25 protein-coding genes and 1 tRNA gene are annotated in these 26,727 nt (G+C 70.1%); 11 read left to right on the plus strand and 15 right to left on the minus strand.

The window, feature by feature from the left end; genetic code table 11:
* The first annotated feature begins 80 nt into the window (after positions 1–80).
* From AB0M70_RS21250 to AB0M70_RS21260, 3 genes are all read left to right on the plus strand, one after another.
* Positions 81–1,379, plus strand: a complete 1,299-nt coding sequence (locus AB0M70_RS21250; RefSeq protein WP_365821514.1) for a sensor histidine kinase — start codon at positions 81–83, stop codon at positions 1,377–1,379.
* Positions 1,379–2,014 carry a response regulator transcription factor gene (locus AB0M70_RS21255; RefSeq protein ID WP_365821515.1) on the plus strand — a complete coding sequence of 212 codons (636 nt, stop codon included), beginning with the start codon at positions 1,379–1,381 and terminating at the stop codon, positions 2,012–2,014. The genes AB0M70_RS21250 and AB0M70_RS21255 overlap by 1 nt, the downstream gene beginning before the upstream one ends.
* 441 nt (positions 2,015–2,455) lie before the next feature.
* Complete coding sequence (locus AB0M70_RS21260; RefSeq protein WP_365821516.1) at positions 2,456–2,953, plus strand: hypothetical protein; 498 nt, start codon at positions 2,456–2,458, stop codon at positions 2,951–2,953.
* A 35-nt stretch (positions 2,954–2,988) separates the two neighbouring features.
* Here the strand turns inward: AB0M70_RS21260 and AB0M70_RS21265 are convergent, their stop codons facing one another.
* Complete coding sequence (locus AB0M70_RS21265; RefSeq protein ID WP_365821517.1) at positions 2,989–3,672, minus strand: pentapeptide repeat-containing protein; 684 nt, start codon at positions 3,670–3,672, stop codon at positions 2,989–2,991.
* A gap of 114 nt (positions 3,673–3,786) precedes the next feature.
* Here AB0M70_RS21265 and AB0M70_RS21270 point away from each other — a divergent pair, with 114 nt between their 5' ends.
* Positions 3,787–4,968, plus strand: a complete 1,182-nt coding sequence (locus AB0M70_RS21270; RefSeq protein WP_365821518.1) for an FAD-dependent oxidoreductase — start codon at positions 3,787–3,789, stop codon at positions 4,966–4,968.
* A 45-nt stretch (positions 4,969–5,013) separates the two neighbouring features.
* On the opposite strand, the gene AB0M70_RS21275 is transcribed toward AB0M70_RS21270, so the two are convergent.
* Both AB0M70_RS21275 and AB0M70_RS21280 read right to left on the minus strand, forming a co-directional pair.
* The gene (locus AB0M70_RS21275) at positions 5,014–5,496 is read right to left on the minus strand and encodes a GNAT family N-acetyltransferase (protein ID WP_365821519.1); all 483 of its coding nucleotides are present in this window, start codon (positions 5,494–5,496) and stop codon (positions 5,014–5,016) included.
* Between the two features lie 43 nt (positions 5,497–5,539).
* Complete coding sequence (locus tag AB0M70_RS21280; RefSeq protein WP_365821520.1) at positions 5,540–6,463, minus strand: aminoglycoside phosphotransferase family protein; 924 nt, start codon at positions 6,461–6,463, stop codon at positions 5,540–5,542.
* Here AB0M70_RS21280 and AB0M70_RS21285 point away from each other — a divergent pair.
* The gene (locus AB0M70_RS21285; protein ID WP_365821521.1) at positions 6,462–7,121 is read left to right on the plus strand and encodes a rhomboid-like protein; all 660 of its coding nucleotides are present in this window, start codon (positions 6,462–6,464) and stop codon (positions 7,119–7,121) included. The two genes, AB0M70_RS21280 and AB0M70_RS21285, sit on opposite strands and share 2 nt — an antisense overlap.
* On the opposite strand, the gene AB0M70_RS21290 is transcribed toward AB0M70_RS21285, so the two are convergent.
* The gene (locus AB0M70_RS21290; RefSeq protein WP_365821522.1) at positions 7,099–7,860 is read right to left on the minus strand and encodes a thioredoxin domain-containing protein; all 762 of its coding nucleotides are present in this window, start codon (positions 7,858–7,860) and stop codon (positions 7,099–7,101) included. The genes AB0M70_RS21285 and AB0M70_RS21290 overlap by 23 nt on opposite strands.
* Before the next feature lie 200 nt (positions 7,861–8,060).
* Between AB0M70_RS21290 and AB0M70_RS21295 the strand changes: the two genes are divergently transcribed.
* The gene (locus tag AB0M70_RS21295; RefSeq protein WP_365821523.1) at positions 8,061–9,458 is read left to right on the plus strand and encodes an FAD-dependent oxidoreductase; all 1,398 of its coding nucleotides are present in this window, start codon (positions 8,061–8,063) and stop codon (positions 9,456–9,458) included.
* A 66-nt stretch (positions 9,459–9,524) separates the two neighbouring features.
* Here AB0M70_RS21295 and AB0M70_RS21300 read toward each other — a convergent pair whose 3' ends face one another.
* Entirely contained in the window at positions 9,525–11,411 is a 1,887-nt protein-coding gene (locus tag AB0M70_RS21300; RefSeq protein WP_365821524.1) for a restriction endonuclease, read from the minus strand.
* 136 nt (positions 11,412–11,547) lie between these two features.
* Positions 11,548–11,620: transfer RNA gene (locus tag AB0M70_RS21305), tRNA-Thr, on the minus strand.
* A 182-nt stretch (positions 11,621–11,802) separates the two neighbouring features.
* On the opposite strand from AB0M70_RS21305, the gene AB0M70_RS21310 reads away from it, so the two are divergent.
* The 4 genes from AB0M70_RS21310 (at position 11,803) to AB0M70_RS21325 (ending at position 16,190) form a co-directional block, all read left to right on the plus strand.
* Positions 11,803–13,209 (plus strand): RNA-guided endonuclease TnpB family protein, encoded by a 1,407-nt coding sequence (locus AB0M70_RS21310; RefSeq protein ID WP_365821525.1) that lies wholly within the window; start codon positions 11,803–11,805, stop codon positions 13,207–13,209.
* 392 nt (positions 13,210–13,601) lie between these two features.
* On the plus strand, positions 13,602–14,738 hold the full coding sequence (gene ugpC / locus AB0M70_RS21315) for a sn-glycerol-3-phosphate ABC transporter ATP-binding protein UgpC (protein WP_365821526.1): 1,137 nt from the start codon (positions 13,602–13,604) through the stop codon (positions 14,736–14,738).
* 232 nt (positions 14,739–14,970) lie between these two features.
* A complete protein-coding gene (locus AB0M70_RS21320) occupies positions 14,971–15,432 on the plus strand; it encodes a hypothetical protein (RefSeq protein WP_365821527.1) in 462 nt (153 codons plus the stop codon).
* Positions 15,433–15,458: 26 nt separating this feature from the next.
* Positions 15,459–16,190 carry a nucleotidyltransferase family protein gene (locus AB0M70_RS21325; RefSeq protein ID WP_363213109.1) on the plus strand — a complete coding sequence of 244 codons (732 nt, stop codon included), beginning with the start codon at positions 15,459–15,461 and terminating at the stop codon, positions 16,188–16,190.
* Positions 16,191–16,303: 113 nt separating this feature from the next.
* Here the strand turns inward: AB0M70_RS21325 and AB0M70_RS21330 are convergent, their stop codons facing one another.
* The 7 genes from AB0M70_RS21330 to AB0M70_RS21360 all read right to left on the minus strand — a co-directional run bounded on the left by AB0M70_RS21330 (position 16,304) and on the right by AB0M70_RS21360 (position 23,168).
* Positions 16,304–17,950 carry a DoxX family protein gene (locus tag AB0M70_RS21330; protein ID WP_365821528.1) on the minus strand — a complete coding sequence of 549 codons (1,647 nt, stop codon included), beginning with the start codon at positions 17,948–17,950 and terminating at the stop codon, positions 16,304–16,306.
* A 125-nt stretch (positions 17,951–18,075) separates the two neighbouring features.
* Complete coding sequence (gene rlmB / locus AB0M70_RS21335; protein ID WP_365821529.1) at positions 18,076–19,032, minus strand: 23S rRNA (guanosine(2251)-2'-O)-methyltransferase RlmB; 957 nt, start codon at positions 19,030–19,032, stop codon at positions 18,076–18,078.
* Between the two features lie 128 nt (positions 19,033–19,160).
* Positions 19,161–20,561 carry a cysteine--tRNA ligase gene (cysS, locus tag AB0M70_RS21340; RefSeq protein WP_365821530.1) on the minus strand — a complete coding sequence of 467 codons (1,401 nt, stop codon included), beginning with the start codon at positions 20,559–20,561 and terminating at the stop codon, positions 19,161–19,163.
* A gap of 92 nt (positions 20,562–20,653) precedes the next feature.
* A complete protein-coding gene (locus tag AB0M70_RS21345) occupies positions 20,654–21,058 on the minus strand; it encodes a PPOX class F420-dependent oxidoreductase (RefSeq protein WP_365821531.1) in 405 nt (134 codons plus the stop codon).
* Between the two features lie 86 nt (positions 21,059–21,144).
* Positions 21,145–21,648 carry a 2-C-methyl-D-erythritol 2,4-cyclodiphosphate synthase gene (gene ispF, locus AB0M70_RS21350; RefSeq protein WP_365821532.1) on the minus strand — a complete coding sequence of 168 codons (504 nt, stop codon included), beginning with the start codon at positions 21,646–21,648 and terminating at the stop codon, positions 21,145–21,147.
* Positions 21,638–22,366 carry a 2-C-methyl-D-erythritol 4-phosphate cytidylyltransferase gene (gene ispD, locus AB0M70_RS21355; RefSeq protein ID WP_365821533.1) on the minus strand — a complete coding sequence of 243 codons (729 nt, stop codon included), beginning with the start codon at positions 22,364–22,366 and terminating at the stop codon, positions 21,638–21,640. Before ispD ends, ispF begins: the two co-directional genes overlap by 11 nt.
* A gap of 319 nt (positions 22,367–22,685) precedes the next feature.
* Positions 22,686–23,168 (minus strand): CarD family transcriptional regulator, encoded by a 483-nt coding sequence (locus AB0M70_RS21360; protein WP_003953493.1) that lies wholly within the window; start codon positions 23,166–23,168, stop codon positions 22,686–22,688.
* A 659-nt stretch (positions 23,169–23,827) separates the two neighbouring features.
* Here AB0M70_RS21360 and AB0M70_RS21365 point away from each other — a divergent pair.
* Positions 23,828–24,556 (plus strand): DUF461 domain-containing protein, encoded by a 729-nt coding sequence (locus AB0M70_RS21365; protein WP_365821534.1) that lies wholly within the window; start codon positions 23,828–23,830, stop codon positions 24,554–24,556.
* Between the two features lie 73 nt (positions 24,557–24,629).
* Here AB0M70_RS21365 and AB0M70_RS21370 read toward each other — a convergent pair whose 3' ends face one another.
* On the minus strand, positions 24,630–25,310 hold the full coding sequence (locus tag AB0M70_RS21370) for a response regulator transcription factor (RefSeq protein ID WP_018527980.1): 681 nt from the start codon (positions 25,308–25,310) through the stop codon (positions 24,630–24,632).
* Entirely contained in the window at positions 25,307–26,566 is a 1,260-nt protein-coding gene (locus AB0M70_RS21375) for an ATP-binding protein (protein ID WP_365821535.1), read from the minus strand. The genes AB0M70_RS21370 and AB0M70_RS21375 overlap by 4 nt, the downstream gene beginning before the upstream one ends.
* Positions 26,567–26,727 lie beyond the last annotated feature (161 nt).

Consider the following 26,727-nt stretch of genomic DNA (forward strand, 5'->3'; position numbering starts at 1 on the left):
CCGCGAGTCGTGAGATCTGAGTCGCAAGCCGCGAGCCACGAGATGTGAGCCGCGAGGGGCCAGGCGGAAGGAGCGAAGCCGTGGAGCAGGCCGAAGGTGCCCCTGAACAGCCCGCCGCGTCGCGGCGGAACTCCTCCGCCCGCCCACCTGTCGCCCCGCGGCCGTTCGCCCCCGCGGGCAGGGGTCCCGCGGGCAGGGGTTCCGCGGACCCCGACGCACGCTGGCTCGCAGCCGTCATGCACACGGCGTTCTTCCTGCTCCTCGGCTCGTCCCTGACCCGCTACCTGATGCGGCACCCCGGAGAACCCCGTGCGCCGTGGATCATCGCGCTCTCCGTCTCCCTCGCGCTGCTCTACGTACTGGGCCCCGCCATCGGCGCCCGCCCCACCGCGCCGCGCCGCCTCACCTGGCTGATCCTCGTCGTGAGCGTCTGGGTCGTCATCGTCGTCCTCGCGCCGAGCTTCGCCTGGTGCGCGGTGCCGCTCTTCTACACGGGGCTGCGGACGCTGCCGCCGCGCGCCGCGCTGTTCCTGGTGGCCGTCCTGACCGCCTTCGTGGTCGTCGCGCAGTTGCAGCTCGCGGGCCGCTTCGACCCGAACCTGCTGCTCGCCCCGCCCGCCTGGGCGGCGGTCGCCACCGCCGTGTTCCTCTACATGCAGCGCCAGGCGGCCCGCCAGCGCACCCTCATCGACGACCTGATCCGCACCCGCCGCGAGCTGGCCGCCATCGAGCGCCGCGAAGGCACCCTCGCCGAGCGCCAGCGGATCTCCATGGAGATCCACGACACCCTCGCCCAGGGCCTGTCCAGCCAGCAGATGCTGCTCCAGGCCGCCGACCGCGTCTGGGACACCGACCCGGCCAAGGCCCGCGCCCATGTCCGTACCGCCGAGTCGATCACCGAGCTGGGCCTCACCGAGGCGCGCCGCTTCGTGCACGACCTGGCGCCCGCGGACCTCGCCGACGGCGGCGGCCTCGAAGCGGCGCTGCGGACGCTGGCCGAGCGCACCGCGCAGGACGCGGGCCTCACGGTCCGCTTCCACGCCGAGGGGACTCCTGCCCCGCTCCCCGACCGCACCCAGTCGGCGCTCCTGCGCATCGCGCAGGGCGCGCTCGCCAACGTGACCGAGCACGCCGAGGCGTCCACCGCGGCGCTGACGCTCACGCACCTGGACGACCAGGTGGTGCTCGACATCGCGGACGACGGGCGTGGCTTCACACCCACCGAGCAGCCGCCCGCCTCCGACCGGCGGGGGCACGGGCTGCCCGCGATCCGCGCCCGCGCGCAGCAGCTCGGCGGCACACTGACGGTCGAGTCCGCGCCGGGTGAGGGCACGGTCCTCTCGGTCGCGATCCCCCTCTCCCCTCAAAGGACCGCCTGATGTCACAGCCTTCGGTACGCCTCCTGGTCTGCGACGACCACCTCGTCGTACGGGCCGGACTGCTGGCCCTGCTGGGCAGCGCGCCGGACATCGAGGTGGTCGGCGAGGCGGGCACCGGCGAGGAGGCCATCGCGCTCGCCGCGAAGCTGACGCCGGACGTGGTCCTGATGGACCTGCAGCTCGGCGAGGGAATGGACGGCGTGGAGGCCACACGCCGCATCACGGCGTCCGCGGGCCCCGCGCCCCACGTCCTGGTCCTGACGACGTACGACACGGACGCCGACATCACCCGTGCCATCGAGGCGGGGGCGACGGGCTACCTCCTGAAGGCCGAACGCCCCGAGGAGCTCTTCGCCGCGATCCACGCCGCCGCGCAGGGCCGCACGACACTCTCCCCGCCGGTCGCGTCCCGCGTGATGGCCCGCATGCGCAAGCCGCAGCCCACCCTCACCGACCGCGAACTCGACATCCTCGCCCAACTCTCCCAGGGCCTCGGCAACCGGGACATCGCCCGCGCACTGTTCATCAGCGAGGCCACGGTCAAGACACACCTGGGCCGCATCTACGACAAACTGGGCGTGGACACGAGAGCGGGAGCGGTGGCAGTGGCAAAGGAACAGCGCCTGCTGCCGTGAGAAACGGGCGACTCCACGGCTTACGGCTGAGGAATGGGCGCCGCGGCTCCCGGCCGCCGGGGGACGGCCGTGCGCGACTCCGGCTGAGGAGCGGGGGCCGCGGCTCGCGACTGCGGGGGGCAGCCATCCACGGCTCCAGCTGACGAGCGGGGGCCCGCGACTCGCAGCCGGGGAGTGGCCGTCCATGGCCTCCGACTGAGGGGCCGGGCGCCCACGGCTCGCGGCCGGGAACGGCCATGCAGAGCTCACGGCCGGGGAGCAGCTAGGCATGGCTCCGGCCGAGGAGCGGACGCCGACGGCTCGCGGCCTCGGGGACAGCCGGCCGCGGCACCGGCCGGGGCCAAGGCGCCCACGGCGCGCGGCCAAGGAGCAACCATCCAAGGCCCCCGGCCACGGAGCAGCGGCAGCGCAAGGCCTCCGGCCCGTGACACCATCGACCACGTGCTCGACATCGGCTACGCCCTCTCCCACCGCTTTCCCGACCCCCCGCAGTTCGACTACCGCCGTGCGGACGTCCACGCGCTGCGGCACGACCTGTTCTGCGGGGACGTGTATCTCGCGGACACGAAGGCGGACCGGGAGCTGTCCACAGCCTGGGGATGGGTTCCGGTGCTCGACTTCGCGTGGGCGCTGTGCGACATCGTCGAGCTCCTGGACCAGGACCCCATGGGGAGCCGTGCGTCGCGCCCCCAGTACGCCGAGCTCGACTTCACGGAGTCCACGGACCGCATGCTGTTCACCCGCCGCTTCGGCTGGGTGGACATCGAGGCGGACTGGATGCAGGCGGAGGAACCCCCTCTCACGTTCTCCCACTCCGAGCTGCGCCGCGAGGCCCGGGACTTCCTCCAGGACCTCCTGGCAGACCTGACGGACCTCCACGAGTCGCTGTCGGAGAACCCGGCGATCTGGACGCTCCAGTCCCGTTTCCCCCGGGCGTAGACGCGCCCCCCCGGGCGCCGCGCGGGCACGCCCGGCTAGTCCACCCGTACGCCCACCTGCGCGGCGAACGCCGGTGCCAAGTCCATCAGTTGGGCCGCACTGATCACCGAACCCGCCAAGCAGTCGATCCCCCGCAGGATGTCCACCTCGGCCGCCTCCCGCAGGTCGACGTCCTTCATGCGCACGCCGCTGAAATCCGCCCCCTTCAGCACGCAGCCCACGAACTCCACCCGTTCCAGCGCCGCCTGCCCGAAGTCCGGCTCCACCAGCACGCAGCCCTCGAAGACGACGTCCTTCAACCGGGCCTTGCGCAGGTTCAGATAGTCGATCTTCCCGCCCCGCACGACCACCCGCTCCAGCACACTCCCGTGCAGCTGAACACCCCCCAGCCGCGCGTCCACCACCTCCACGTCCCGCAACGAGGCCTCCGCCAGCTCCGTGCCGACCCCGCGCAACTCCGTCAGCACCGAGTCCACGAACCGCGCCCGGCTGAGCCGTGTCTCCGTCACCCCGCAGCCCGTCACCGCACAGTCCAGGAACAGCGCTCCCCCGCCGTCCTGCCCCGAGAGATCCAGATCCCGGAACTCGACCCCGTCGTAATCCCCGTCGGGCTCGAGCTCGCCCCCGCCGAGCCCCGACTCCGCGAACCCCCGCAGCGCCGGCAACCGCACCTCCGGCCGCCGGGCCTTCTTCACTGCCGCCGCATCCCTCTGTCCCATGCGCCCATCGTGCACCCACCCACTGACAACGCCGCCGCGCCCCCATGTCACATCCCGGGCACCCCCGTCCGTCGTACCGAGTGAACGCACCGACCACGGCAGGAGCCCAGCCACATGCCCACTCAGCGCACCACCCTCACCATCATCGGCGGCGGCTTCGCCGGCCTCACCGCGGCCATCACCGCCGCGGAATCCGGCGCCCGAGTGACCATCCACGAGTCCCACCACACCCTCGGCGGCCGCGCCCGCACCGCCGAAGGCCCGTACCGCACGAACGAAGGCCCGCACGCCCTCTACAACGGCGGCCCCCACTGGACCTGGCTCAAGCAGCGCGACCTCATCGGCCCCCTCGCCGCCATCCCGCCCCTCGAGGGCACCCGGCTCCGCCTCCACCACCAGGGCAGGCTCCGCCGCACCCCACCCCTCGCCATGCTCAAGCTCCTGCGCCGCAAGCCCGAACAGGCGCCCGTGGACCAGGACTTCATGACGTGGGCCACCGGCGAGGTGGGCGAGGAAGGCGCACGCGCCGCCGCCCACTACATCGCCGTGGCGACGTTCCACCACGACCCCGGCTCCCTCTCCGCCAGGTTCGTGCAGGAGCGCCTGCGCCGCGCCATGAAGCTGCCCCCGGAGGCGCACTACCCGAGCGGCGGCTGGGGCTCGGTCATCGACCGCATGGCGACACTCGCCTGGAACCTGGGCGTACGGGTGGAGACGCTGTCCCGCGTCGACTCCCTCGCCCCGCTCTGCGCCAAGGGACCGGTCGTCGTCGCCACCTCACTGCCCGCGGCACGCCAGCTCCTCCAGGACGACGGCCTGCGCTGGGACAGCGCCCGCACGACCCTCGTCGACGTGGCCCTCACCTCCCGCAAGGGCGACCCATTCGCGATCTCCGACCTGGACGGGACCGGCTGGATCGAACGGTTCACCACCCAGGACCGCGGCCTCGCCCCCGCGGGACAGGAGCTCATCCAGGGCCAGCTCCCGCTCTCCCCCGAGGAGACCAAGGCGGACGGCGTGGCCCGCGCCGACCACCTGCTCGACCTCGGCTTCCCCGGCTGGCGCGAGCGCCTGGTCTGGCGCCGCGACGCCGTCTCCAACGGCCGCACCGGCGCGGTCGACCTGCCCGGCACCACCTGGCGGGACCGCCCGGCGATCGACCGCGGCGACGGCGTCTACCTGGCCGGGGACCAGGTCGCGGCGCCCGGCCTGCTCTCCGAGGTCTCCTTCAACAGCGCGCTGGAGGCGGTGACGCTAGCGCTCACCTCCACAAGGCTCGACCTCAAATCCGCCTGAGGAAGACGGAGGCCGCCCCCGGGGGCCAGTCCGCGGCGGACCTCGTCACTCCACGACCGACCCCAGCCCCGCCAACGCCCCATCAGTCAGCCGGTACACGGTCCACTCGTCCTGCGGCAGCGCGCCCAGCGACCGGTAGAAGTTGATGGACGGCTCGTTCCAGTCGAGCACGGACCATTCGAGCCGCTCATAACCCCGCTCCACACAGATCCGCGCGAGCTCGGTCAGCAACGCCTTGCCGTGCCCGCCGCCGCGCGCCTCAGGCCGTACGTACAGGTCCTCCAGGTAGATCCCGTGCACCCCACGCCACGTGGAGAAGTTCAGGAACCACAGCGAGAACCCGACGGCCTCCCCCGTGGCATCGTCCTCGGCGATGTGCGCGAACGCGGCGGGCCGCTCACCGAAGAGCGCCTCGCGCAACTGCTCCTCGGTGGCCCTGACCTCGTCGAGGGCCTTCTCGTACGCGGCGAGGTCGCGGACCATGGCGTGGATGACGGGTACGTCGGCAGGCGTGGCGGTACGAATCATGACCGCACACTAACCAGCCCACCCACAACCCCCGCCCCGCCCCTCACACCCCAAGCAGCCGCCGCGCCACCTCAAGGTCCTCCTCGTCCACCCGCCGCCCGTCCTCGATCTCCCACAAGGCGTTCTGCAGCACCCTCCCCAGCGTCCACGCCCGCGCCCGCTCACGGTCGAGACCCAGCACCTCGCTCAGCGCGTCGAAACGCCACAGCACGTCGTCCGGCTCGAAGCGGTTGTTGAGCGCGGGCCACAGGTCGAAGCCCGGGTCCCCGGCCAGCGGCTTCGGGTCGATGGCGAGCCATGGCTCGCGCTCGGCCGCCAGGACGTTCTCGAAGTGCAGGTCCCAGTGCAGCAGCTGCTCCCCCGGCTCCCCCACGACCTCGCGCACCGCGCCCCCGCACCGCTCCACGAGCGCCCGCTCGGCCGGGTCGGGGATCGCCCTCAGCGCATCCGGCAGATCATCGAGCATCTCCGCCGCGATGTCCGCGAGCCGCCGCATGCCCGCCGGCGCGGGCACGGACGTCAGCCGTGCGAGCAGCTCGGCGATGACGAGGACCGCCTTGTGCGTGTCCTCCATCGTCGACAACATCCGCCCGGAGTCCAGGCGTTCGAGCAGCATCGTGCCGGTGCCCTCGTCATGGTCGAGCAACCGCACCGCCCCGTCGCCGTCCCACACCCGGAGCCCCACCGGCTCCCCCTCGGTCTCCTCGTCCAGGAGCTGGAACTTCACCGCGGCAGGAGTGCCGTCGCCCCGCACCACGGGCAGCACGAGCGCCGCCATGCCGTGCATCGCGGGCCCGTCGACCCGCAGGTCCCACCGCTCGACGAACTCCGCCACGCGCGCGGGCAGCCCCGCGATGAAAGCGCGGCCCGGCTCCCCCGCGTACAGGTGCTGCGACTCGATCAGCCCGTCCGGAATGCGAATGTCGATCACGTCGCCGACGCTACCGGCGTGCGTGAATCGCCGCATGGGGATTAAACGGGCCGCACCAACGCGGGCGCGGGCCTACGTCCGCACCGCCCCCGGCACCTACATCTGGCTCGCGGCCCTCTTCGTCACGACGGTCGCGATGCACCACATGTCACCGGAGTTCGAGAAGGACTTCCTGCTCCAGCGCTCCACGAACATCCACGAACTGTCGCAGAACCCCGTCCGCGTCCTGGTCGCCAGCGCGTTCTGGATCGACGGCGGCACCTGGCTGTCGTACGCCCTGCTCTACACCCTCTTCCACGCCACCGCCGAGCACTGGCTCGGCACCGCCCGCTGGCTCGCGGTGGCCGCGGGCGCGCACGTCGGGGCCACCCTCATCAGCGAGGGCGTGCTCGCCCTCGCGATCCGCCACGGCGCGGCCCCGACATCCGCCGTCAACACCCTGGACGTAGGCGTGAGTTACGCCCTCGCGGGAGTGGTGGCGGTCCTCACCTACTGGGTGCCGAGCCCCTGGAGATACGCGTACCTCCTGATCGTCCTCACCGTGTACGGCACTCCGCTGATCACCGGCAGGACCTTCACCGACCTGGGCCACTTCACGGCGGTCCTGATCGGCCTCGCCTGCCACCCGCTGACCCGGAGCGCCGTACGCCCGGCACCGAAGAGAAGGCCGCTCAAGAAATCCCGGAAGCCCTGAGCTCCTTGGCGAACGCACCCTGATCGAACAGAGAACCACTCTCCGCCTTCTTGCCGTCGATGACGACAGTCGGCGTGCCCTGCATACCGTCATCGGTGAACGCCTGCATGGCCTCACCCACCCAGCCCTTGTACGAGCCCTTCTTCACCGCCTTGTCGAACGCGGCACCCCGCAGCCCGTCCACGTTGTCGGCGATCTTCAACAGGAAGGCGGGCGTGAAGGCGTCATCGGTCTCCCGCTCGGGCTGGTTGGCGAAGACCGCCGCGTGGAACTGCGGGAACTTGCCCGCGTCCACCGAGGCCCGCAGCGCGTTCGCCGCGTTCACCGAACCACTGCCGCCGAGGTTCTTGTCGAGGAACGAGGCGAGCGTGTACTCGACCTTCACCTTGCCCTCGGCCACCGGCTTCACCAGAGCCTGCGCGCCCGTCTCCTCGAACTTCTTGCAGATCGGGCAGCGCGCGTCCTCGTACAGCTTGACCGTGTGCCCGGCCTTCGGATCGCCGACCGTGATCACGCCGCCCTTCACCGAGGCGGGCACCTTGGCGAGCGCGTCCGTACCGGCCGGCGGCTGCTTCGCCGCAGGGCCGCCCGTGGACGCGGACTCCGAAGCCGAAGCCCCCTTGTCGTCGCTCCCGCCCCCGCCCGTGAGGTCCTCGGGCCCGCAGGCGGCAGCGCCCCCGGCGACGAGTGCGGTGGCGGCCACCGCGGCGACGATGCGCCCGGCCTTGCGTACGGCCATCTGAACAGTCCTCCTGGATCTCGGCACGTGCCACTTCAACGGCGCGCTTCGACATCGCGCCTCAACATCGCCACGTGCCGGACCAACGTATCGGAACGCCCTCCCCGATCCCCCTCCCCGAGCCCCCTCCCGACACCCACCCCAACCCCCACCCCAACACCCCTCCCCAAAGCCCCCACCAGCGCAGTAACGTCCCGCACATGAGCAGCAGCACGATCAACGGCGGCATCTCGTACTGGTATGCGGACCACGGCACCCCGGCCCCCCGCGAACCCCTCCCGGGCGACGAGAGTGCCGACGTCTGCATAGTCGGCGGCGGCTACACCGGCCTGTGGACCGCGTACTACCTGAAGAAGGCCGCCCCCTTCCTCCGCATCACCGTCCTGGAACAGAAGTTCTGCGGCTACGGAGCCTCCGGCCGCAACGGCGGCTGGCTCTACAACGGCATCGCGGGCCGCGACCGCTACGCACGCCTGCACGGCAGGGAGGCCGCGGTCCGCCTCCAGGAGGCAATGAACCAGACGGTCACCGAGGTGATCGAAACGGCGAAGGCCGAAGGCATCGACGCGGACATCCACCACGGCGGCGTACTCGAAATCGCCTACACCCCCGCCCAGTTGGCACGCCTGAAAGAATTCCACGCCACCGAACTCGCGTACGGCGAAAAAGAACGCACCCTGCACGGCGCCCGCGAGACCGCCGACCGCATCCGCGTCGCAGGCGCAGTCGGCTCCACCTGGACCCCGCACGGCGCACGCCTGCACCCGGTGAAACTGATCAAGGGCCTCGCATCGGCGGTCGAGGCCCTGGGCGTCACCATCCACGAATCGACACCCGTCACGGAGATCAAACCCAAGCACGCGATCACCCCGTACGGCACGGTCCGCGCCCCGTACATCCTGCGCTGCACGGAGGGCTTCACGGCGTCCCTGAAAGGCCAACGCCGCACATGGCTCCCCATGAACTCCTCACTGATCGCAACACAGCCCCTTACTCCCGCCCAATGGGACTCGATCGGCTGGGAGGGCCGCGAAACACTGGGCGACATGGCACACGCGTACATGTACGCGCAACGCACAGCGGACGGCCGCATCGCACTGGGCGGCCGAGGCGTCCCGTACCGCTACGCCTCCAAAACGGACAACGACGGCCGCACCCAACCGGCCACGATCGAGGCCCTGCGCGACATCCTGACCCGCCTCTTCCCCCAACTCGCCGGAGCCGAGATCGCCCACGCCTGGTCCGGCGTCCTCGGCGTCCCCCGCGACTGGTGCGCCACGGTCACCCTGGACCGCGCCACGGGCCTCGGCTGGGCAGGCGGCTACGTCGGCTCAGGCGTCGCCACCGCCAACCTCGCGGCCCGCACCCTGCGCGACCTGGTCCAACAAGACTCAGGCCAAGCAGGCCCCACGGACCTCACCACCCTCCCCTGGGTCAACCACAAGGTCCGCAAATGGGAACCAGAACCCCTGCGCTGGCTAGCAGTCCAAGGCATGTACGCGACCTACCGCAAGGCAGACCACAACGAACTGACGACCCCCACCACAGAGTCATCCCGCCTGGCCCGCCTCGCAGACCGCCTGTCGGGCCGCCACTGAGTCCCGCGGAGCACTACCACGGGGTCCCGGGCCATCGCGCATTCATCACTCGGGGCCCCGGCCCCGCTAGTCCACGTCCACCCCGAACTCCCGGATGAGCGACTCCAGCCCACCCGCGTAGCCCTTCCCTCCCACCACGAACCGCCAGTCACCGCTCGACCGCCGCCGGAACGTCCCCAGGACCAGCGCGGTCTCCCCAGGCCTGCCGTCCGACACCGGGACCTGTTCCAACTCCGCACCCTCCGCATCCCGCAGCCGAATGCCGGCGCGCGTGAAGCCGTCGAGGTCGGCCCCCGGATCGGCCTCGGGGTCCACCGCGGCCACCAGCACCAAACGGTCGGCCTCCTGCGGCAACTCGTCGAACGCCACCCGAATCGCGGCCCGGTCCCCGGCGAATTCACCCAGCATCCGCACCGATCCGTCAGGCGTCTGCGCATTGTTGAAAAAGACGAAATGACGGTCGCTGAGCACACGGCTCCCCGTGCACACCAGCGCGCACACGTCCAATGGCACGCTCCCCGCCCACGACATGCCCAGGACGTTGTACTCCCCGCGCTCAGCTTCAGGATCTTCGGTGACCCCCGACCGCGCATCCGGCGCCCCGGCCTCCCGACCCAGACGACCGCGCAATCCACACCGATGCAGCAAATCGACCAACTCCGGCCCGCCCACCAACGTCAGCGGTTTCCCACTGGCGAATGCATACGACCCAGGGCCAAATCCCGAGGTCGTCACCAACACCCCTTTATTGGCACCCACCGCCTGAACGGTCCCGTACAGATCCCGCACCGCACTCGGCGGAACGGTATTGCGGTATCGCTTCACCTGGACCACGATTTTCCCGCCGCTGATCGGATCCGGATCCAGCGCGTTGACGTCCACTCCCCCGTCATGCGAGCGCTGCGTCGTGACCGCCTGCATGCCACGCACCCGGAACAGATCGGCGACCAGCCCCTCGAACTCCACCGGATCCATCACCAGCAGATCCGGCTCACCCTCACCCCCACGCGCCACCACACCTGAGCCCACCTGACCGGGAAGTCTCTCGGGGCGCACCGCCGCCCGCTGATCCGGCCGCACGGCCAGCTGCCCGTGCAACCCGTCCACGAGACAGTCCACCGGACCCACCGTCTCCAGCCGTAACCGCGCGAACACCTCGGCCTCGACCATCACCGTGGCCAGGAATACGTCCGTACGCAGCCCAGTGGCCGGATCGAAATCGTCCACGAAACCGTTCAGCGCGACCGAGGAAAGGATCCCGAACTCATCGGCGGCGAAGAGATCACGCACGGCGAGCAACACACACTGCGCCAACACTTCCCTGTATAACGACCTACGCCGGCCCAGCGGCCTCGGGATCTCCCGCAGTTGATCCGACCCGACAAAGTACCGGATCAGTCGAGCCTCCGGCACCACGTCATACCCCGGCAACTGCCAGTTCAGGACCAGTTGCCGCATCAGCGGATCAAAGGCAGCCACCACTTGACGCGGAAATCCGTCGGGCCAGACATTCGACGCGTACAAAGCCGCCGAAAAGTACTCGACGACCGTCGCCGGATCCCGCTCCCGTAATGCGGCGGTCATCCCGGCCACCCGCTCGTTGTGCGCACGCACCTCCGCAGCCCGCGCGGCGTCCGCGGCCGGCTCCGCACGCTTCAACGAAGCAGCACAGAACGCCGGGGCCCGACACCCGGCCACCAGAAACCCCGAGAGAACCTCCACCCGGGAATCCAGCTCGTCCGAAAGCCGCAGAGCCTCCGCCTCACGCCGTCTGCGGTACTCGGCCTGGCGCCCACGCTGCATCCGCGCCATGTCCCGCTCACGCGCACGCTGCTCCCGCGCCGCATCCCGCTCCCGCTCCCACTCCAACCGAAGCCGCGCCTCCCGCTGACGCTGCTGCCGGCGCTGCGCCTCGGCCCACTCCCCGATCAGCTCACCCGAACGACCATCCATATCGCTCGCCCCCTTGCAAACCGCCCCAGAAGACAAGTGTGCCGGAGGGGGGAGGCGGGGACTACCGGTCGGGCGGGACCACTTCGGACACGAAGAAGCCCAGGTCAAGATCGTCCTGACCTGGGCTTCTTCGTCGAGCCGCCTGTCGGAATCGAACCGACGACCTACGACTTACAAGATCGTTGCTCTACCAATTGAGCTAAGGCGGCACCGCGCACCACAACGCCGTACGCGAAGGCTGCTCCACCTTACACAGAGCCTGTTCGCCCCAGCCACGGAGTTGCCCAGCCACCCACTATCCAGATCCACTCGTAACCACCCGGGCACCCGTTCGTTGAACGGACTGAAGTGCTGTTCCGACTATCGGACTGTGGGACCCGGGGAGGGGTGCATGGAGGACACGACGGAAACGGAGAAGCCCACCAGGGTGACCGGCTCGGAGGCCAAGCGCGTCAAGCGCGAGGCGCTGGGCATCGCCGACCGCCGCAAGCACCACACTCGCCCTGCGTCTCCCATGAAGAGCCGCGCCAAGGAGCCCGGAACCCAGCAGCGCGTCTACCGGTTCCGCTGCTATCCGACGGAGGCTCAAGCCGCACAGTTGGAGAAGACGTTCGGCGCCTGTCGTTGGGTCTACAACGAGGGTCTCGCTCTGCGTTCCGGGGCGTGGGAGCGGCACCGGGTGAATGTCGGCTTCGCCGAGACGTGCCGGGCTCTGACGGGTTGGCGGCACTCGGAAGAGACGTCGTGGCTGCAGGAGGTGTCGTCGACAGTGCTGCAGCAGTCGTTGCGGCATCTGGATCAGGCGTTCACGCGGTTCTTCAAGGGTGGGGTGAAGTATCCGAGGCCGAAGAGGAAGCACCGGGCGCAGGATTCGGCGACGTACGTTCGGACGGGGTTTCGCTGGGTGGAGGATGTCGAGCGACCCGGTACTGGCGCGGTCACGCTGGCCAAGCAGACGACTCCGCTGGATGTGCGGTGGTCGCGTGCGCTGCCTGCGCAGACGCTTCCGGTGCGGTTGTCGGTGACGCGGGACCGGGCGGGGCGGTATTTCCTTTCCTTGCTTGTGGAAGAGGTGATCGCGCTTCTTCCCTCGGCGTTTCTTCCCGGCTCGCGGGAGCCGAAGGGCGTGGGTCTGGATCTGGGGCTTGCGTCGCTCGTCACGCTCGACGACGGGACGAAGCTGGAGCATCCGCGGCTTTTGCGGCGTTATGCGGAGCGGTTGGCGAAGGCGCAGCGTGAGTTGCACCGGAAGGTGAGGGGTTCGAAGAACCGGGAGAAGGCCAGGCGGCAGATCGCTCGCCTGTACGCGCTCATCGGCGACGTTCGCAGGGACATGTTGGATCAGTTCACCACCCGCCTCGTGCGCGAGAACCAAGTGCTCGTGGTGGAGGATCTGTCCATCGTGACCCTGTTGCGTCCGGCGCGTGGCAAGGGCAGGCGGCGCAAGGCGAAGCTGAATCAGTCGATCATCGATGCCGGGTGGGGCGAGCTGTTGCGGCAGCTGCGTTACAAGTGCGAGTGGTACGGCCGGACGTTGGTGGTCGTGGACCGTTTCTTTCCTTCTACGCGCCGCTGTTCGGCGTGTCATGTGAAGGGGCCGAAGCTTGATCTTTCGGTCCGGGAGTGGACGTGCGGCGAGTGCGGTGCGGTTCATGACCGGGACGTGAATGCGGCGGTCAATCTCCGGGACGAGGGGATGCGGTTGTACTGGCTGGTGGCGGCCGCGCTGCCGCCGGGCCGGCAGGTGCCGACGGTGATCAAGGCGTCGGAGCTGGAGGAGTGTCGGCTGGTCGCGTAGGTGTGGCTGGTGCGGTACGGACCGACGGGCCGTCGGCCGGAATGCCTGTGGAGTTCGTGTAAGACCGTGCGCGATGGCGGGGTAGCCCGCTGTCCGTCGGCGGTGGGCCGTGAAGCAGGAAGCCTAGAGGAGAGGTCGAAAGTCACACGCTCTGCCCTCGCTCGAAGCAGGGTCAAAAGTGGGTTGCTCTTCCCTTCCGCTCCAGGCAAGGGCCAAAAGGCAACCGCTCTGCCAAGCTCGAAAGTTTCCGCGAAACCCGCAGCTTCCGGACTACTGACAGACCCGCACCCCCCGGGGTACGGTCACGAGCAGTTCACTCAGGTGGACTACACCACTCCTCTCTTTACAACGGATCGTCCGGCACGTTCCTGCCGGTGAAGGGGGCCCTCACCATGGCCACTGTTTCGTTCGACAAGGCGACCCGCATTTACCCGGGTGGCGACAAGCCCGCCGTCGACCAGCTTCAGCTCGACGTCGCGGACGGCGAGTTCCTCGTTCTCGTCGGTCCCTCCGGCTGCGGAAAGTCCACCTCCCTGCGCATGCTCGCGGGCCTGGAGGACGTGAACGCCGGAGCCATCCGCATCGGTGACCGTGACGTCACGCACCTGCCGCCCAAGGACCGGGACATCGCCATGGTGTTCCAGAACTACGCGCTCTACCCGCACATGACGGTCGCCGACAACATGGGCTTCGCCCTGAAGATCGCCGGTGTGAACAAGGCGGAGATCCGGCAGAAGGTCGAGGACGCGGCCAAGATCCTCGACCTCACCGAGTACCTCGGGCGCAAGCCGAAGGCGCTCTCCGGTGGTCAGCGTCAGCGTGTCGCCATGGGTCGTGCCATCGTGCGTGAGCCGCAGGTCTTCCTCATGGACGAGCCGCTGTCGAACCTCGACGCCAAGCTGCGTGTCTCCACCCGTACGCAGATCGCGTCCCTCCAGCGGCGCCTCGGCATCACCACCGTGTACGTCACCCACGACCAGGTCGAGGCCATGACCATGGGTGACCGCGTGGCCGTGCTCAAGGACGGGCTCCTCCAGCAGGTGGACAGCCCCCGCAACATGTACGACCGCCCGGCCAACCTCTTCGTCGCCGGCTTCATCGGCTCCCCGGCGATGAACCTCGTCGAGGTCCCGATCACCGACGGCGGCGTGAAGTTCGGCAACTCCGTCGTGCCGGTCAACCGCGAGGCGCTGTCCGCCGCGGCCGACAAGGGCGACCGCACCGTCACGGTCGGCGTCCGCCCGGAGCACTTCGACATCGTCGAGCAGGACGGCACCACGGCGAAGTCCCTCTCGAAGGAGACCGAGGACGCCCCGGCGGGCCTGGCCGTCTCGGTGAACGTCGTCGAGGAGCTCGGCGCCGACGGTTACGTCTACGGCTCCGCGGAGGTCGGTGGCGAGCACAAGGACCTCGTGGTCCGTGTGAACGGCCGCCGGGTCCCGGAGAAGGGCACGCAGCTGCACGTCGTGCCGCGTCCGGGTGAGATCCACGTGTTCTCGACGTCGACGGGCGAGCGTCTCAGCGACTGACCCAGCGACCCAGCGACTGACCTGCGGACACGGTCGACGGATATCTACGACGAAGGGCCCCGTACCTCGGTGCGGGGTCCTTCCCGTGCGCCCGCGTTGTCGACAAATACCCCGGCAGACCGGTCATTTCGCCTCGCCCTCGTCAACACCGCTCCAAAAAAACCTCATTCTCCGTCGCTCGACCGAGTGACGTAATGTCGCCAAATCATCACCGAGCGCTACGCTCACTCGCGTGACGCACTCCGCCAACTACACCCAGAAGCCGCGCCGAGCCCACCGAGGCCCCGCCCGACGCATCGGCCGCACGCTCGCTCTCGTCCTGCCCGTGATGCTGGTGCTCTCCGGGACCCTCGCGGTCACCAGCGTCAACTGGTCCGGGAACTCCTCGGATTCGATGCTCACCGCATCCGCCGACAATCTCTCCAAGCCGGCCAAGTCCCGCGCCCCGCAGGACGTCCTGCGCGACAAGCTTCTTCTGGAGCTCCAGGAGAAGAACCCGGGCGTCGCGCTCACCCACCTCCAGCAGGAGGTGAACCGCCACCCGTCGCTCGCCAGGCACTGCGTGTCCATCGCCCGTGCCCTCGGCCGCGCGGCCGTCCGGGCGTACGGTCCGACACGCGCTCAGTCGTATGCCCGCCCGGTCTGCGACACGTCCTTCGCGACGGGCGTCGCCGCAGCCCATCAGAACGGCTGATCGGGCCGGCACGTAGGGTTTCCGGCATGACCGGCGACCCTCACGCTCACAGACCCACGCAGGCCGTCGTCCTGGCCGGAGGCCAGGGCTCGCGCCTCCGTCCGTACACCGATGACCGGCCCAAGCCGATGGTCGAGATCCCTGGCACAGGGACCCCGATCATCGGCCATCAGCTTTCCTGGCTGGCGGCCGAGGGCGTGACGGACGCGGTGGTCTCCTGCGGCCATCTCGCCGAGGTGCTCCAGGAGTGGCTGGAGTCGGCGGACCTCCCCCTGAACGTCACCACGGTGGTCGAGAACGAACCGCTGGGCCGCGGCGGCGGCCTGAAGTACGCCGCCCGCCACCTCCCGCACGCGGACCGCCCCTGGTACGCGACGAACGGCGACATCTGGACGCGCTTCTCGCTGCGCGACATGGCGGCCTTCCACGCCGAGCGTGACGCCACCGCGACTCTCGCCCTGGCCCGTCCCCGCATCCCGTGGGGCGCCGTCGAGACGGACGCGTTCGGGCACATCACGGACTTCATCGAGTCCCCGCCGTCCCCGTATCTGATCAACGCGGGCGTGTACGTCTTCTCCGCCTCGTTCACCGCGCTTCTGCCGGACCGCGGCGACCACGAGCGCACCACGTTCCCGCGGCTGGCCCGCGAGAAGAGCCTGGCGGGCTTCCCGCTGCCGCAGGGCGCGTACTGGCGGGCGATCGACACGGCGAAGGACCTCACCGAGGCGGCCAAGGAGCTGGCGGCTCAGAGCGGTTGAGAGCCGCTCGACGACAGGTGAGAGCCGCTCGTCGATATTCGGGACCCGTACGTGAACCGGGGCCCCGCACAGTGTCTGTGCGGGGCCCCGGTCGGCGTGTACGGAAGGAAGGGTCAGCCGCCGAGCAGGCCGCCCACGAGACGGTCGTTGCCGCCGCCGCCCGTGCTGCCGCCGCTCGTGCCGCTCTCGGGCGCTCCGCCGCCGCTGCCGCCGCTGGACGTGGGTCCGGCGGTCGCAGACGACGGAGGCTGCTGCGGCGAGGACTGCTGGGGCGGTGCCTGACCGGTGGTGCCCTGCGTCTGGCTTGGCTGCCCCTGGCCGGCGGCGGCGCCCGCGGTCTCGCGTGCCGCACCGGGCGGGGTGGCCGTGGCGCCCTGCGTGGGGCTCGCGGAACTTCCCTGCGTCGGCGCACCGGAGCCGGTGGCCGTGGGGCTCTGTGACTGCCCCTGGCGCTGGCGCTGCTTTCCGGGCTCCTCCGGGAGCGGTGAGCCCGGCAGTTCGTTGCGCGGGGCCTCGCCGGGTCCCGGTACGGTCACGCGGTCGGCGTCGCGCACCGCGCCGCCGAGCATCGAGCCGATCAGCAGGGTGAGGCCGACGACGAGCGCGCCGACGAGTGCGCCGCGCCGCAGGACCCGGCGCCGCAGGTCCCAGATGTGTACGCGCGGTCCGAGCGTCCGCCATGCCTCGCCGGCCAGGCGTCCGTCGACGGAGTAGACGGGGGCGCCCGCGATGATCAGCGGGGACCAGGCGGCCAGGTAGATGATGTCCGGCGCGTCGTAGGCGGGGACGGTCTTCCAGCTGACGGTGACGATGAGCGCGGCGGACAGGAGTACGCCGACGCCGGCGGCGACCCGCTGCCAGAGTCCGAGCACCGTGAGCACGCCGACGATGATCTGCAGGAAGGCGATGCAGAGGCCCGCGCCCACGGGGTGTGAGAGGGCGAAGTCACGCAGTGGCTCGGCGAGCGCCCAGGGGTGCAGCGAGTTGAGCCACTTGACCATGGAGCCGCGGTCGCCGCCGTCGAAGTACACGGGGTCGCAGAGCTTGCCCATGCCGGCGTAGATGGAGATGAATCCGAGGAAGACGCGCAGCGGGAGCAGCACGACGCCGAGGTTCATGCGGCGGCCGGGGTAGTAGGCGTGCCGGACGGGGTCGGCGCCGTGGCGTCGGGCGGCTTGTCGCCCGTCTTCGTCCTCGTCGTCGTAGCGGTCGTCGAACTCGTCGTCCTGGTAGGGGAGTTGTTCGTCGAGGTCGCTCTCCGGCATGGGCATGCGCGGGATGAGCCGGGTCCCGGGGTCGGGGTGACGGGGGCCGATGACGGCAGGCGTGGCCTGCGTGGTCTCGAGGTCGTCTTCGACGTCGACGCGGGGGATGACCTGCGTGGCGCCTCCGTCGTCGTAGGAGGAGCCGCCTGCTTCGGCCGAATGGCGCAGGCCGGTGCCGCGCACCGCCTGCAGCAGTCCGGTGGCTCCGGGGTCGCCCGGCTCGGACTTCCCGCTCCAGACAACGGGCGAGCGGCGCCGTGCGGCGGAGCCGGCCGCGGGGATTCGCAGGGTGTCGTCGGCATTGCTCAAGTGCCGTGCGATACGCGGGGATTGGGTCCGCTGCGCGGTGGGGAGCTGCACGCGGAAGCTCGCGTGGTTCACGATGACCTGGGCCGGGTCGCTCGGCACCTTCACCATGCTCAGCGCGGGAGCTTCGTCGAACCCTGACGAGCTTCCCCCCGTGGGATTGCGGGGCGTTCTGGTGTCCACACTCATCTAACCGAGTGATGTGTGTTTAGGACACTGCCTTGACCGTGCGGAAATGTCCGGACCGCGTCAAGATCTACACCGGACGCCGGCCGGCCCGCTGAATCCGGGCCGGCCGACGTCCTGGGTGAGGTCTAGGCGCGGCGCCGGGACGCCTCGTAGAGCACGACGCCGGCGGCGACGCCGGCGTTCAGGGACTCCGTGCCGCCCGGCATCGGGATCCGTACGCGGTAGTCGCAGGTCTCGCCGACGAGGCGGGAGAGGCCCTTGCCCTCGCTGCCGATGACGATGACGACGGGACCCGAGAGTGCCTCCAGGTCGCCGACCTCGTGTTCGCCGTCGGCCGCGAGACCGACGATCGCGAGTCCGGCCTTCTTGTAGGACTCCAGGACGCGGGTCAGGTTCGTGGCGCGCGCCACGGGCGTGCGCGCCGCGGCGCCGGCGGCCGTCTTCCAGGCGCCGGCGGTCATCCCGGCGGCACGCCGCTCGGGGACGACGACGCCGTGCCCGCCGAAGGCGGAGGCGGAGCGCACCACGGCGCCGAGGTTCCGCGGGTCGGTCACGCCGTCGAGCGCGACGATCAGCGGGTCCTCGCCCTGGTCGTACGCGGCGGCGGCGAGCTCCTCGGGGTGCGCGTACTCGTAGGGCGGCACCTGGAGCACGAGGCCCTGGTGGTTGAGCCCGTTGGTCATGCGGTCCAGCTCGGGGCGGGGGGCTTCCATGAGGTGGATGCCGCCGCGCTCACCGGCGATCTGCAGCGCCTCGCGGACGCGCTCGTCGTTGTCGATGAACTGCTGGACGTAGAGCATCGAGGCGGGCACGCCCTCGCGCAGCGCCTCGACGACGGAGTTGCGGCCGACGACCATCTCGGAGGTGCCCTTGCCGCGGCCCTTGACGGGTGCGGGACGGCGACCGCCGGGGCCGCCGGAGGCCTTCTTGGCCGCGGCGTTGGCGATGCGGTTCTTCTTGTGTCCCTTGCGCGCCTCGGCGGGCGGCGTCGGGCCCTTGCCCTCAAGGCCGCGGCGCCGGTTCCCGCCGCTGCCGACCTGCGCGCCCTTCTTGCCGGACATGCGGCGGTTGTTAGCGGCCATGACCTACCTGTCTCTGTGTTGCGTGCGGCTGCCTGCCTGCGTGCTGCATGACGGCCCACTGCGTGACTGCGTACGTATATGAAGTGTGCCGCCCGGGTCGCCGGGCGGCACATCGCGAGGTCAGACGCTCAGCGCGGGCCGAGAGTCCACCGCGGTCCGGCCGGGCTGTCCTCGATGACGAGGCCGGACTGGTTGAGCTGGTCGCGGATGGCGTCGGCGGTGGCCCAGTCCTTGCGGCCGCGCGCCGCCTCCCGCTGCTGGAGCACGAGACGGACGAGGGTGTCGACGGCGCCGTGGAGGTCGTCGCCGCGGTCGCCGTCGCCGGCCCACTGCGGGTGGAGCGGGTCGAGGCCGAGCACGCCCAGCATGGCGCGCACCTCGGCGAGGCGTTCCACCGCGGCTTCCTTGTCGTCGGCGGCCAGGGCGGAGTTGCCCTGGCGGACCGTGGTGTGCACGATCGCGAGGGCCTGCGGGACGCCGAGGTCGTCGTCCATCGCGTCGGCGAAGGCGGGCGGCACGTCGGTGGCGGGTTCCACGACGCCGCCTGCCTTCTCCACCACGCGCTGCACGAAGCCCTCGATCCGCGCGAACGCGGACTCGGCCTCGCGCAGGGCCTCCTCGCTGTACTCGATCATGGAGCGGTAGTGCGGGGTGCCCAGGTAGTAGCGCAGGACGATCGGGCGCCACTTCTTGACCATCTCGGACACGAGGACGGAGTTGCCGAGCGACTTGGACATCTTCTCGCCGCTCATGGTGACCCAGCCGTTGTGCACCCAGTACCGCGCGAACGCGTCGCCGAAGGCCTTGGCCTGCGCGATCTCGTTCTCGTGGTGCGGGAAGATCAGGTCGATGCCGCCGCCGTGGATGTCGAACTCACGGCCGAGGTATTTGTGGGCCATCGCCGAGCACTCCAGGTGCCAGCCGGGACGGCCGCGGCCCCAGGGGGTCTCCCAGCTGGGCTCCCCTTCCTTGGCGCGCTTCCACATGGCGAAGTCGCGGGGGTCGCGCTTGCCGGTCTCGCCCTCGCTCTCGGGCTGCAGGAGGTTGTCGAGCTCCTGGTTGGAGAGCTCCAGGTAGCCCGGGTAGGACTTCACGTCGAAGTAGACGTTGCCGTCCGACTCGTAGGCGTGGCCGCGCTCGATGAGGCCGCGCATCATCTCGACCATCTCGGTGATGTGTCCGGTGGCGCGCGGCTCGTAGGTGGGCGGGAGGCAGCCGAGGACGTCGTAGCCGTTGTTGAAGGCGCGCTCGTTCTCGTACCCGATCGACCACCACGGGCGGCCCTGCTCGGCCGACTTCCGGATGATCTTGTCGTCGATGTCCGTGACGTTCCGGATGAAGGTGACGTCGTACCCGCGGTGGGCGAACCAGCGGCGCATGATGTCGAAGTTGAGCCCCGACCGGATGTGGCCGATGTGCGGGGCCGCCTGCACCGTCGCGCCGCACAGGTAGATCGAGACACAACCGTCGTTGAGCGGGCTGAAGTCTCGGATCTGCCGGGCGCTGGTGTCGTACAGGCGAATCGTCACCACTCCAGGGTAGTGGTCCAAGGACAGTGCCCTGCGACCTCCCGGGTCAACAGGGCACGGAACTGTGACATGCGCGGGTGCGCGAGGGGGCGTCAGATCCTGCCGACGACCTTGCGCGGGGTGACGCGGACCACGACGCGGGTGTCGTCCTTCACCGATGACGGATTGAACTCGGCGTACTTCAGGCCGGTGTACTTCAGCGCAAGCTCGTCGATGAGCTCCTGCCCGCCCTCGGTGGTCATCGTCGCCTCGCCGCGGATCTCGGCGTACGTGTACGGGGCGTCGAAGGGCTGGAGGAGGACCGTCACGCGTGGGTCGCGGCGCAGGTTCTTCTCCTTGCGGCGGTTGACCGTGGTGGAGAAGAGCAGGTCGTCGCCGTCGCGCTTCACCCAGACCGGTGAGACCTGGGGGCTGCCGTCGGGCTGGATGGTGGCGACGGAGACGAAGACGGGGGTGTCGAGCAGGGCCTTGAGCTTGTCGGACAGTTCGGCGGACATGGGGATGCCTCTCTCGTACGTCGGTGACTGTCGCTGGTGCTGTCGGGGTGTGCCGTTCCGATACTCCCCTGTCGCCCGTGCGCCGGTCAGGCGGTCCGCACGACCAGTGCCGTCGCGATGGCGGCGAGGCCCTCGGCGCGGCCGGTGAGGCCGAGCCCGTCGGTGGTCGTGCCGGACACGGCGACGGGGGCGCCGACGGCGGCGGCCAGCGTCTTCTGTGCCTCGTCACGCCGCTTGCCGACCTTGGGGCGTACGCCGATGACCTGGACGGCGACGTTGCCGATCTCGAAGCCTTCGGCGCGCACGATCCTGGCCGCCTCGGCGAGCAGGGTCACTCCGGAGGCGCCGGACCATTCGGGCCTGCCGGTGCCGAAGTGCGCGCCGAGGTCGCCGATGCCGGCGGCGGAGAACAGGGCGTCGCAGGCGGCGTGCGCGGCGACGTCCCCGTCCGAGTGCCCGGCGAGGCCCGCACTCTCGTCCTCCCAGAGGAGTCCGGCGCACCACAGCTCGCGGCCTTCCTCGAAGGCGTGCACGTCGGTGCCGATGCCCACTTGCGGGAGCGTCGGGCGCGGCTGCTGCTCAGAAGCCATCGTTGGCCCTCCTGCGGGCGAGTACGGCCTCGGCGAGGACGAGGTCCAGGGGCCGTGTGACCTTGAAGGCCTCTTCGTGGCCGGGCACGACGACGACCTGGAGGCCGAGCTGCTCGACCATGCTGGCGTCGTCGGTGACGTTCTCTGTGATCGTCTCGTGGGCGCGGACGAGGGTGTCGCGGTCGAAGCCCTGCGGGGTCTGCACGGCGCGCAGGCGGGCCCGCTCGGGCGTGGCCACGACGGGTTCCGGCGCTCCGGGCTCGCCCGGCTCGACCTGCTTGACGGTGTCGGTCAGGGGCAGCGCGGGGACGACGGCGGGGGCGCCCTCGCGGACGGCCTCGATGACGCCGTCGACGGTGTCGACGGGCACCAGGGGGCGGGCCGCGTCATGCACGAGGACGACGCCGATGCCGTCCGGCAGGGCGTCGAGGCCGAGTTTCACGGACTCCTGGCGGGTTTCGCCGCCGGGGACCACGACGAAGTCGGTGCGCTCGGGAAGCGCGTGGTCGGCCAGGAGGGTCTTGACCTCGGCGGCGCCTTCCGGCGGGGCCACGACGACGACGAGGGAGACGGCGCGGGAGGCGGCCATGGCCCGTACGGCGTGGATGAGCATGGGCGTGCCGTTCAGCGCGCGGAGCGCCTTGGGGGCGCCCGGGCCGAGCCGTACGCCGCGTCCGGCGGCGGGGATCACGACCGCGGTGCGGGATTCCTCAGACATCGCTTCCGTTCAGGTTTGTGTGCTCGGCGGGGCTGGGTATGGCCTTGGCAGAGTGCCGGGCGCGAGCCTTGACCGGACCCTTCCGTGACATCTGGTCGAGCCGGCTGCCCGGCATGCACACCACCGGCACCAAGCAGCACCGAGTACGACGCGGGCAGGGAACGTCAGGATTTCAAGGATTACGCCTGAGCAGGCTGGGCAGGTCCAAGCAGGGCAGGTCTGGGTACGAACATGCCGCAGCGCCCGGCGACACCATTGAGGGTCAGCGGGCACCGCGGCATTTCATGGCGCCAAGACGTATGCCTATGTCAGGACGCGATCAGGACGCGAGGACCTCGTCAAGCAGGGCCTCGGCCTTGTCCTCGTTCGTGTTCTCCGCGAGGGCGAGCTCGCTCACCAGGATCTGGCGAGCCTTGGCGAGCATGCGCTTCTCACCCGCGGACAGTCCGCGCTCACGCTCACGACGCCACAGGTCACGCACGACTTCCGCGACCTTGATGACATCGCCCGATGCGAGCTTCTCGAGATTTGCCTTGTAGCGACGGGACCAGTTCGTGGGCTCTTCGGCGTACGGCGCGCGCAGTACTTCGAAGACCCGGTCGAGCCCGTCCTGACCGACCACATCACGCACGCCGACGAACTCCGCATTGTCCGCAGGCACACGTACCGTCAGATCGCCCTGAGCGACCTTCAGCACCAAGTAGGTCTTGTCCACGCCTTTGATCTGGCGAGTCTCAATGGCCTCGATCAGCGCGGCCCCGTGATGGGGATAGACCACGGTGTCGCCAACCTTGAACGTCATGTGACAGGTACCCCTTCCGTGGCTATCCATCCTAACACGAGAATCGCCTCTTCTGAATGGCGTTTTCGCAGGTCAGGGCATATCTCGGGGCTTGACAACAGCAACAGGAACGTGCTGCGAAGGGCTTGTGGAGCGAGGTATTCGCAGGTGGGAGCGGCTCTCCGGGGAAGCGGAAACGCGCCCGTCACACGCCCTCCGAGAGCGCTCCACGAGGCTGAACGTCCCGTTTTGCCGGGTTCCGAACGGTGAACTTCCGCTACTCCGTTCGGCGACCGGAGAGAGGTGCGAGCCGGTGTTCGACGTAAATCCGGAATTGATCAAGCGCGCCCGGTGATCAATTCCCGGCACTTCCCCGGACTTCCTGGGACTTCCCCGGGGCCGCCATGCATTCCTTACCGGATATCCGCAGGACCAGCCGCGATGTCTCTTGACGGCGCTTAAGTGAATGGTGAACGAGATGCCAATGGCGCGGACGTGACGGCAGGGGCGTGTGCGTCGCCGCACGAGCTGTGGGAGAGCGGCTCACCACTCGTAGGGGCGGGTCGGGTGCGGTGCCACGGGAACGGCTCGGTAACCTAAGCCCGCTGACACACACTTAGGGCGGCCCCAGAACCGCCCGCCCCTCCCGTACCGCTCTCGTTCAAGGAGTTGCCGCCGCCGTGAGCCGCAGCCTTCGACGTGGCGCCATTGCCGCCACTGCCATCGCGTTCTCGCTCGCGTCGCTCGCCGCGTGCGGCGCCGGTAACAACGCCCAGACGCACGAGATCAAGCCGGACAACGCCGCGACCGCTGTCGGCGACATCAAGATCCAGAACGCCATGGTGATCACCCAGCCCGACCTGAAGTCCACGGGTCCCGCGGTGATCGCCGCCACGATCTTCAACAACGGCAGCACCGACCAGGAGCTGACCGAGATCGCGGTCGACGGCACCGGCAAGAAGGCCAAGATCACGCCGGCCAAGGACGACAAGACCTCCAAGCGCGGCGGTCCGCTGACCATCCCCGCGGGCGGCTCGGTCATCATCGGCGGCAAGGACAACGCCACCGCGGTCCTGCCCAGCAGCCGCGAGGCCGTCAAGGACGGCGACGCCCAGCCGGTCACCTTCGCCTTCAGCAAGACCGGCGACGTGAAGATGAAGACCTTCGTGGTGCCGGCCGAGAGCTACTTCAAGAAGTGGGGCCCGACCGAGGTTCCCGAGGCCCCGGGCTCGAAGCCGTCCGGGAAGCCGTCCGGAGTGGCGAGCGGTGAGCCCACCGACGGCGCCTCCGACCCGGCGAACGAGGGCGGCACCGCCAACCCCTCGAACAAGCCGTCGGGCAGCGCTTCCGGTGCGGCCACGGACCCGTCCGGTGCCGCGTCGCACGAGGCGGGCACTGAGCAGCACTGACGCCCTGAGCACAGGGAAGGGCGGGAACCCGGTACCGGGTTCCCGCCCTTACTGCTGTCTGCTGCCGGGCTGTTTACGGCTCGAACTTGTAGCCGAGGCCGCGGACCGTCACCAGGTAGCGCGGGGCTCCCGGGTCCGGTTCGATCTTGGCGCGGAGGCGCTTGACGTGGACGTCGAGGGTCTTGGTGTCCCCCACGTAGTCCGCGCCCCAGACGCGGTCGATGAGCTGCATGCGGGTCAGGACGCGGCCCGCGTTGCGCAGGAGCATCTCCAGGAGGTCGAACTCCTTGAGGGGCAGGTCGACCTTGGAGCCGGAGACCGTGACGACGTGACGGTCCACGTCCATCCGGACCGGGCCCGCCTCCAGGGCCTGCGGGGCGACCTCCTCGGGCTCGCCGCGCCGGCGCAGGACCGCGCGGATGCGGGCCACGAGTTCGCGGGAGGAGAAGGGCTTGGTGACGTAGTCGTCGGCTCCTATTTCGAGGCCGACCACCTTGTCGATCTCGCTGTCCTTGGCGGTGACCATGATCACCGGGACGTTGGAGCGGCCGCGCAGCTGGCGGCAGACCTCCGTGCCGGGCAGGCCGGGCAGCATCAGGTCGAGCAGGACGAGGTCGGCGCCGTTGCGCTCGAACTCGTCGAGTCCGTCCGGGCCGGTGGCCGCGATGGCGACCTCGAAGCCCTCCTTGCGGAGCATGTAGGACAGGGCGTCGCTGAAGGATTCCTCGTCCTCGACGACGAGCACTCGGGTCACGGAAGGACCTCCGGGGCAGGGATGGGTTCGTACGCAGTGGTCTCGTCGGGCCGTGCGGTGTCGGCTTCGCTGCCGACGCCGCCGTGACCGGGTCCGCGGTCGCGGGTCGCGGCTGCTTCGGGCAGCCGCAGGGTGAAGGTGGAGCCCTGTCCCTCGGAGCTCCACACGGTGACCTCCCCGCCGTGCGAGGCGGCCACGTGTTTGACGATGGCGAGGCCGAGGCCGGTGCCGCCGGTGGCCCGGGATCGGGCCGGGTCCACGCGGTAGAAGCGCTCGAAGATGCGCTCCTTGTCCTTGTCGGAAATGCCGATCCCCTGGTCGGTGACGGCCACCTCGATCAGGTCGCCGCCGGGTGCGTTGACCCGGCGGGCGGCGATGCCCACCCGGGTGCGTGCGGGCGAGTAGTTCACGGCGTTCTCGACGAGGTTGCCGAGTGCCGCGGCGAGCTGGCCGCGGTTGCCCCATATCTGCAGGTCGGCGGTGCCGCCCGCGGCCATGGTGATCTGTTTGTGCGCGGCCTGGTGACGGCTGCGGTCGATCGCCTCCGCCACCAGTTCGTCGACACGGACGGGTTCGGCGTCCTCCAGGGGGTCGTCGTTCTGGACCCTGGAGAGGTCGATGAGCTCCTGGACGAGGTTGGTCAGGCGGGTCGCCTCGATCTGCATGCGGCCCGCGAAGCGCTCGACGGCCTCGGGGTCGTCGGAGGCGTCCATGACCGCTTCGGAGAGCAGGGAGAGGGCTCCCACCGGGGTCTTCAGTTCGTGGCTCACGTTCGCGACGAAGTCGCGTCGTACGGCCTCGATGCGGCGGGCCTCCGTGAGGTCCTCCACGAGGAGCAGGACCAGGCGGGAGCCGAGGGGGGCCACGCGTGCGGAGACGGCGAGGGCCTCGCCGCGGCCGGTGCCGCGGCGCGGCAGGTCCAGCTCGACCTGGCGTATCTCGCCGTCGCGGCGGGTGTCGCGTGCCATCTGGAGCATGGGCTCGACGGCGAGCTTGCCGCCGCGGACCAGGCCGAGGGCGTACGCGGCCGAGCTCGCCTTGACGACGCTGTCCGCCTCGTCGAGGACGACGGCGGACGAGCGGAGCACGGAGAGCACCGTGTCGACGCCAGGCGGCAGTACGGGGTCGGTGTGCAGGGAGGTCCGGGTGGGGCGTTTCAGGTCGCGCTCGCTCCAGCGGAACGCCAGCATGGCGATGACGCCGGTGCACACCCCGGCGATCGCTGCCGCTGCGGCGACCGCCGCGTTCACGTCCATGCCCCCAGGTTATGCGCCGGATGAGCACCTGCCCCAGCCATCCGGGTGCCCGCTCGAACACTCGTCGCCCAGAGTTCACCGAGGGGACGGTGTGGGTTCACTTCGGCCGAACGGGTTGCTCGGGGGCGCGCGGACCCGGCTCCCGGGCGCGCACCACGCGT

It is taken from the genome of Streptomyces sp. NPDC051214, assembly GCF_040682375.1.
Classification (GTDB): Bacteria; Actinomycetota; Actinomycetes; order Streptomycetales; family Streptomycetaceae; genus Streptomyces.

Bases quoted from the DNA above. Each gene is read 5' to 3' on its own strand.
- ugpC (WP_365821526.1), top strand. From the start codon at position 13,602: ATGGCCACTGTTTCGTTCGACAAGGCGACCCGCATTTACCCGGGTGGC.
- AB0M70_RS21280 (WP_365821520.1), bottom strand. From the start codon at position 6,463: ATGCGGCGATTCACGCACGCCGGTAGCGTCGGCGACGTGATCGACATT.
- ispD (WP_365821533.1), bottom strand. From the start codon at position 22,366: ATGTCTGAGGAATCCCGCACCGCGGTCGTGATCCCCGCCGCCGGACGC.
- AB0M70_RS21295 (WP_365821523.1), top strand. From the start codon at position 8,061: ATGAGCAGCAGCACGATCAACGGCGGCATCTCGTACTGGTATGCGGAC.
- AB0M70_RS21345 (WP_365821531.1), bottom strand. From the start codon at position 21,058: ATGTCCGCCGAACTGTCCGACAAGCTCAAGGCCCTGCTCGACACCCCC.
- AB0M70_RS21310 (WP_365821525.1), top strand. From the start codon at position 11,803: ATGGAGGACACGACGGAAACGGAGAAGCCCACCAGGGTGACCGGCTCG.
- AB0M70_RS21325 (WP_363213109.1), top strand. From the start codon at position 15,459: ATGACCGGCGACCCTCACGCTCACAGACCCACGCAGGCCGTCGTCCTG.
- AB0M70_RS21275 (WP_365821519.1), bottom strand. From the start codon at position 5,496: ATGATTCGTACCGCCACGCCTGCCGACGTACCCGTCATCCACGCCATG.
- AB0M70_RS21300 (WP_365821524.1), bottom strand. From the start codon at position 11,411: ATGGATGGTCGTTCGGGTGAGCTGATCGGGGAGTGGGCCGAGGCGCAG.
- AB0M70_RS21290 (WP_365821522.1), bottom strand. From the start codon at position 7,860: ATGGCCGTACGCAAGGCCGGGCGCATCGTCGCCGCGGTGGCCGCCACC.
- ispF (WP_365821532.1), bottom strand. From the start codon at position 21,648: ATGGCTTCTGAGCAGCAGCCGCGCCCGACGCTCCCGCAAGTGGGCATC.
- AB0M70_RS21330 (WP_365821528.1), bottom strand. From the start codon at position 17,950: ATGAGTGTGGACACCAGAACGCCCCGCAATCCCACGGGGGGAAGCTCG.
- AB0M70_RS21265 (WP_365821517.1), bottom strand. From the start codon at position 3,672: ATGGGACAGAGGGATGCGGCGGCAGTGAAGAAGGCCCGGCGGCCGGAG.
- AB0M70_RS21375 (WP_365821535.1), bottom strand. From the start codon at position 26,566: ATGGACGTGAACGCGGCGGTCGCCGCAGCGGCAGCGATCGCCGGGGTG.
- AB0M70_RS21285 (WP_365821521.1), top strand. From the start codon at position 6,462: ATGGGGATTAAACGGGCCGCACCAACGCGGGCGCGGGCCTACGTCCGC.
- AB0M70_RS21360 (WP_003953493.1), bottom strand. From the start codon at position 23,168: ATGACGTTCAAGGTTGGCGACACCGTGGTCTATCCCCATCACGGGGCC.
- AB0M70_RS21270 (WP_365821518.1), top strand. From the start codon at position 3,787: ATGCCCACTCAGCGCACCACCCTCACCATCATCGGCGGCGGCTTCGCC.
- rlmB (WP_365821529.1), bottom strand. From the start codon at position 19,032: ATGGCCGCTAACAACCGCCGCATGTCCGGCAAGAAGGGCGCGCAGGTC.
- AB0M70_RS21255 (WP_365821515.1), top strand. From the start codon at position 1,379: ATGTCACAGCCTTCGGTACGCCTCCTGGTCTGCGACGACCACCTCGTC.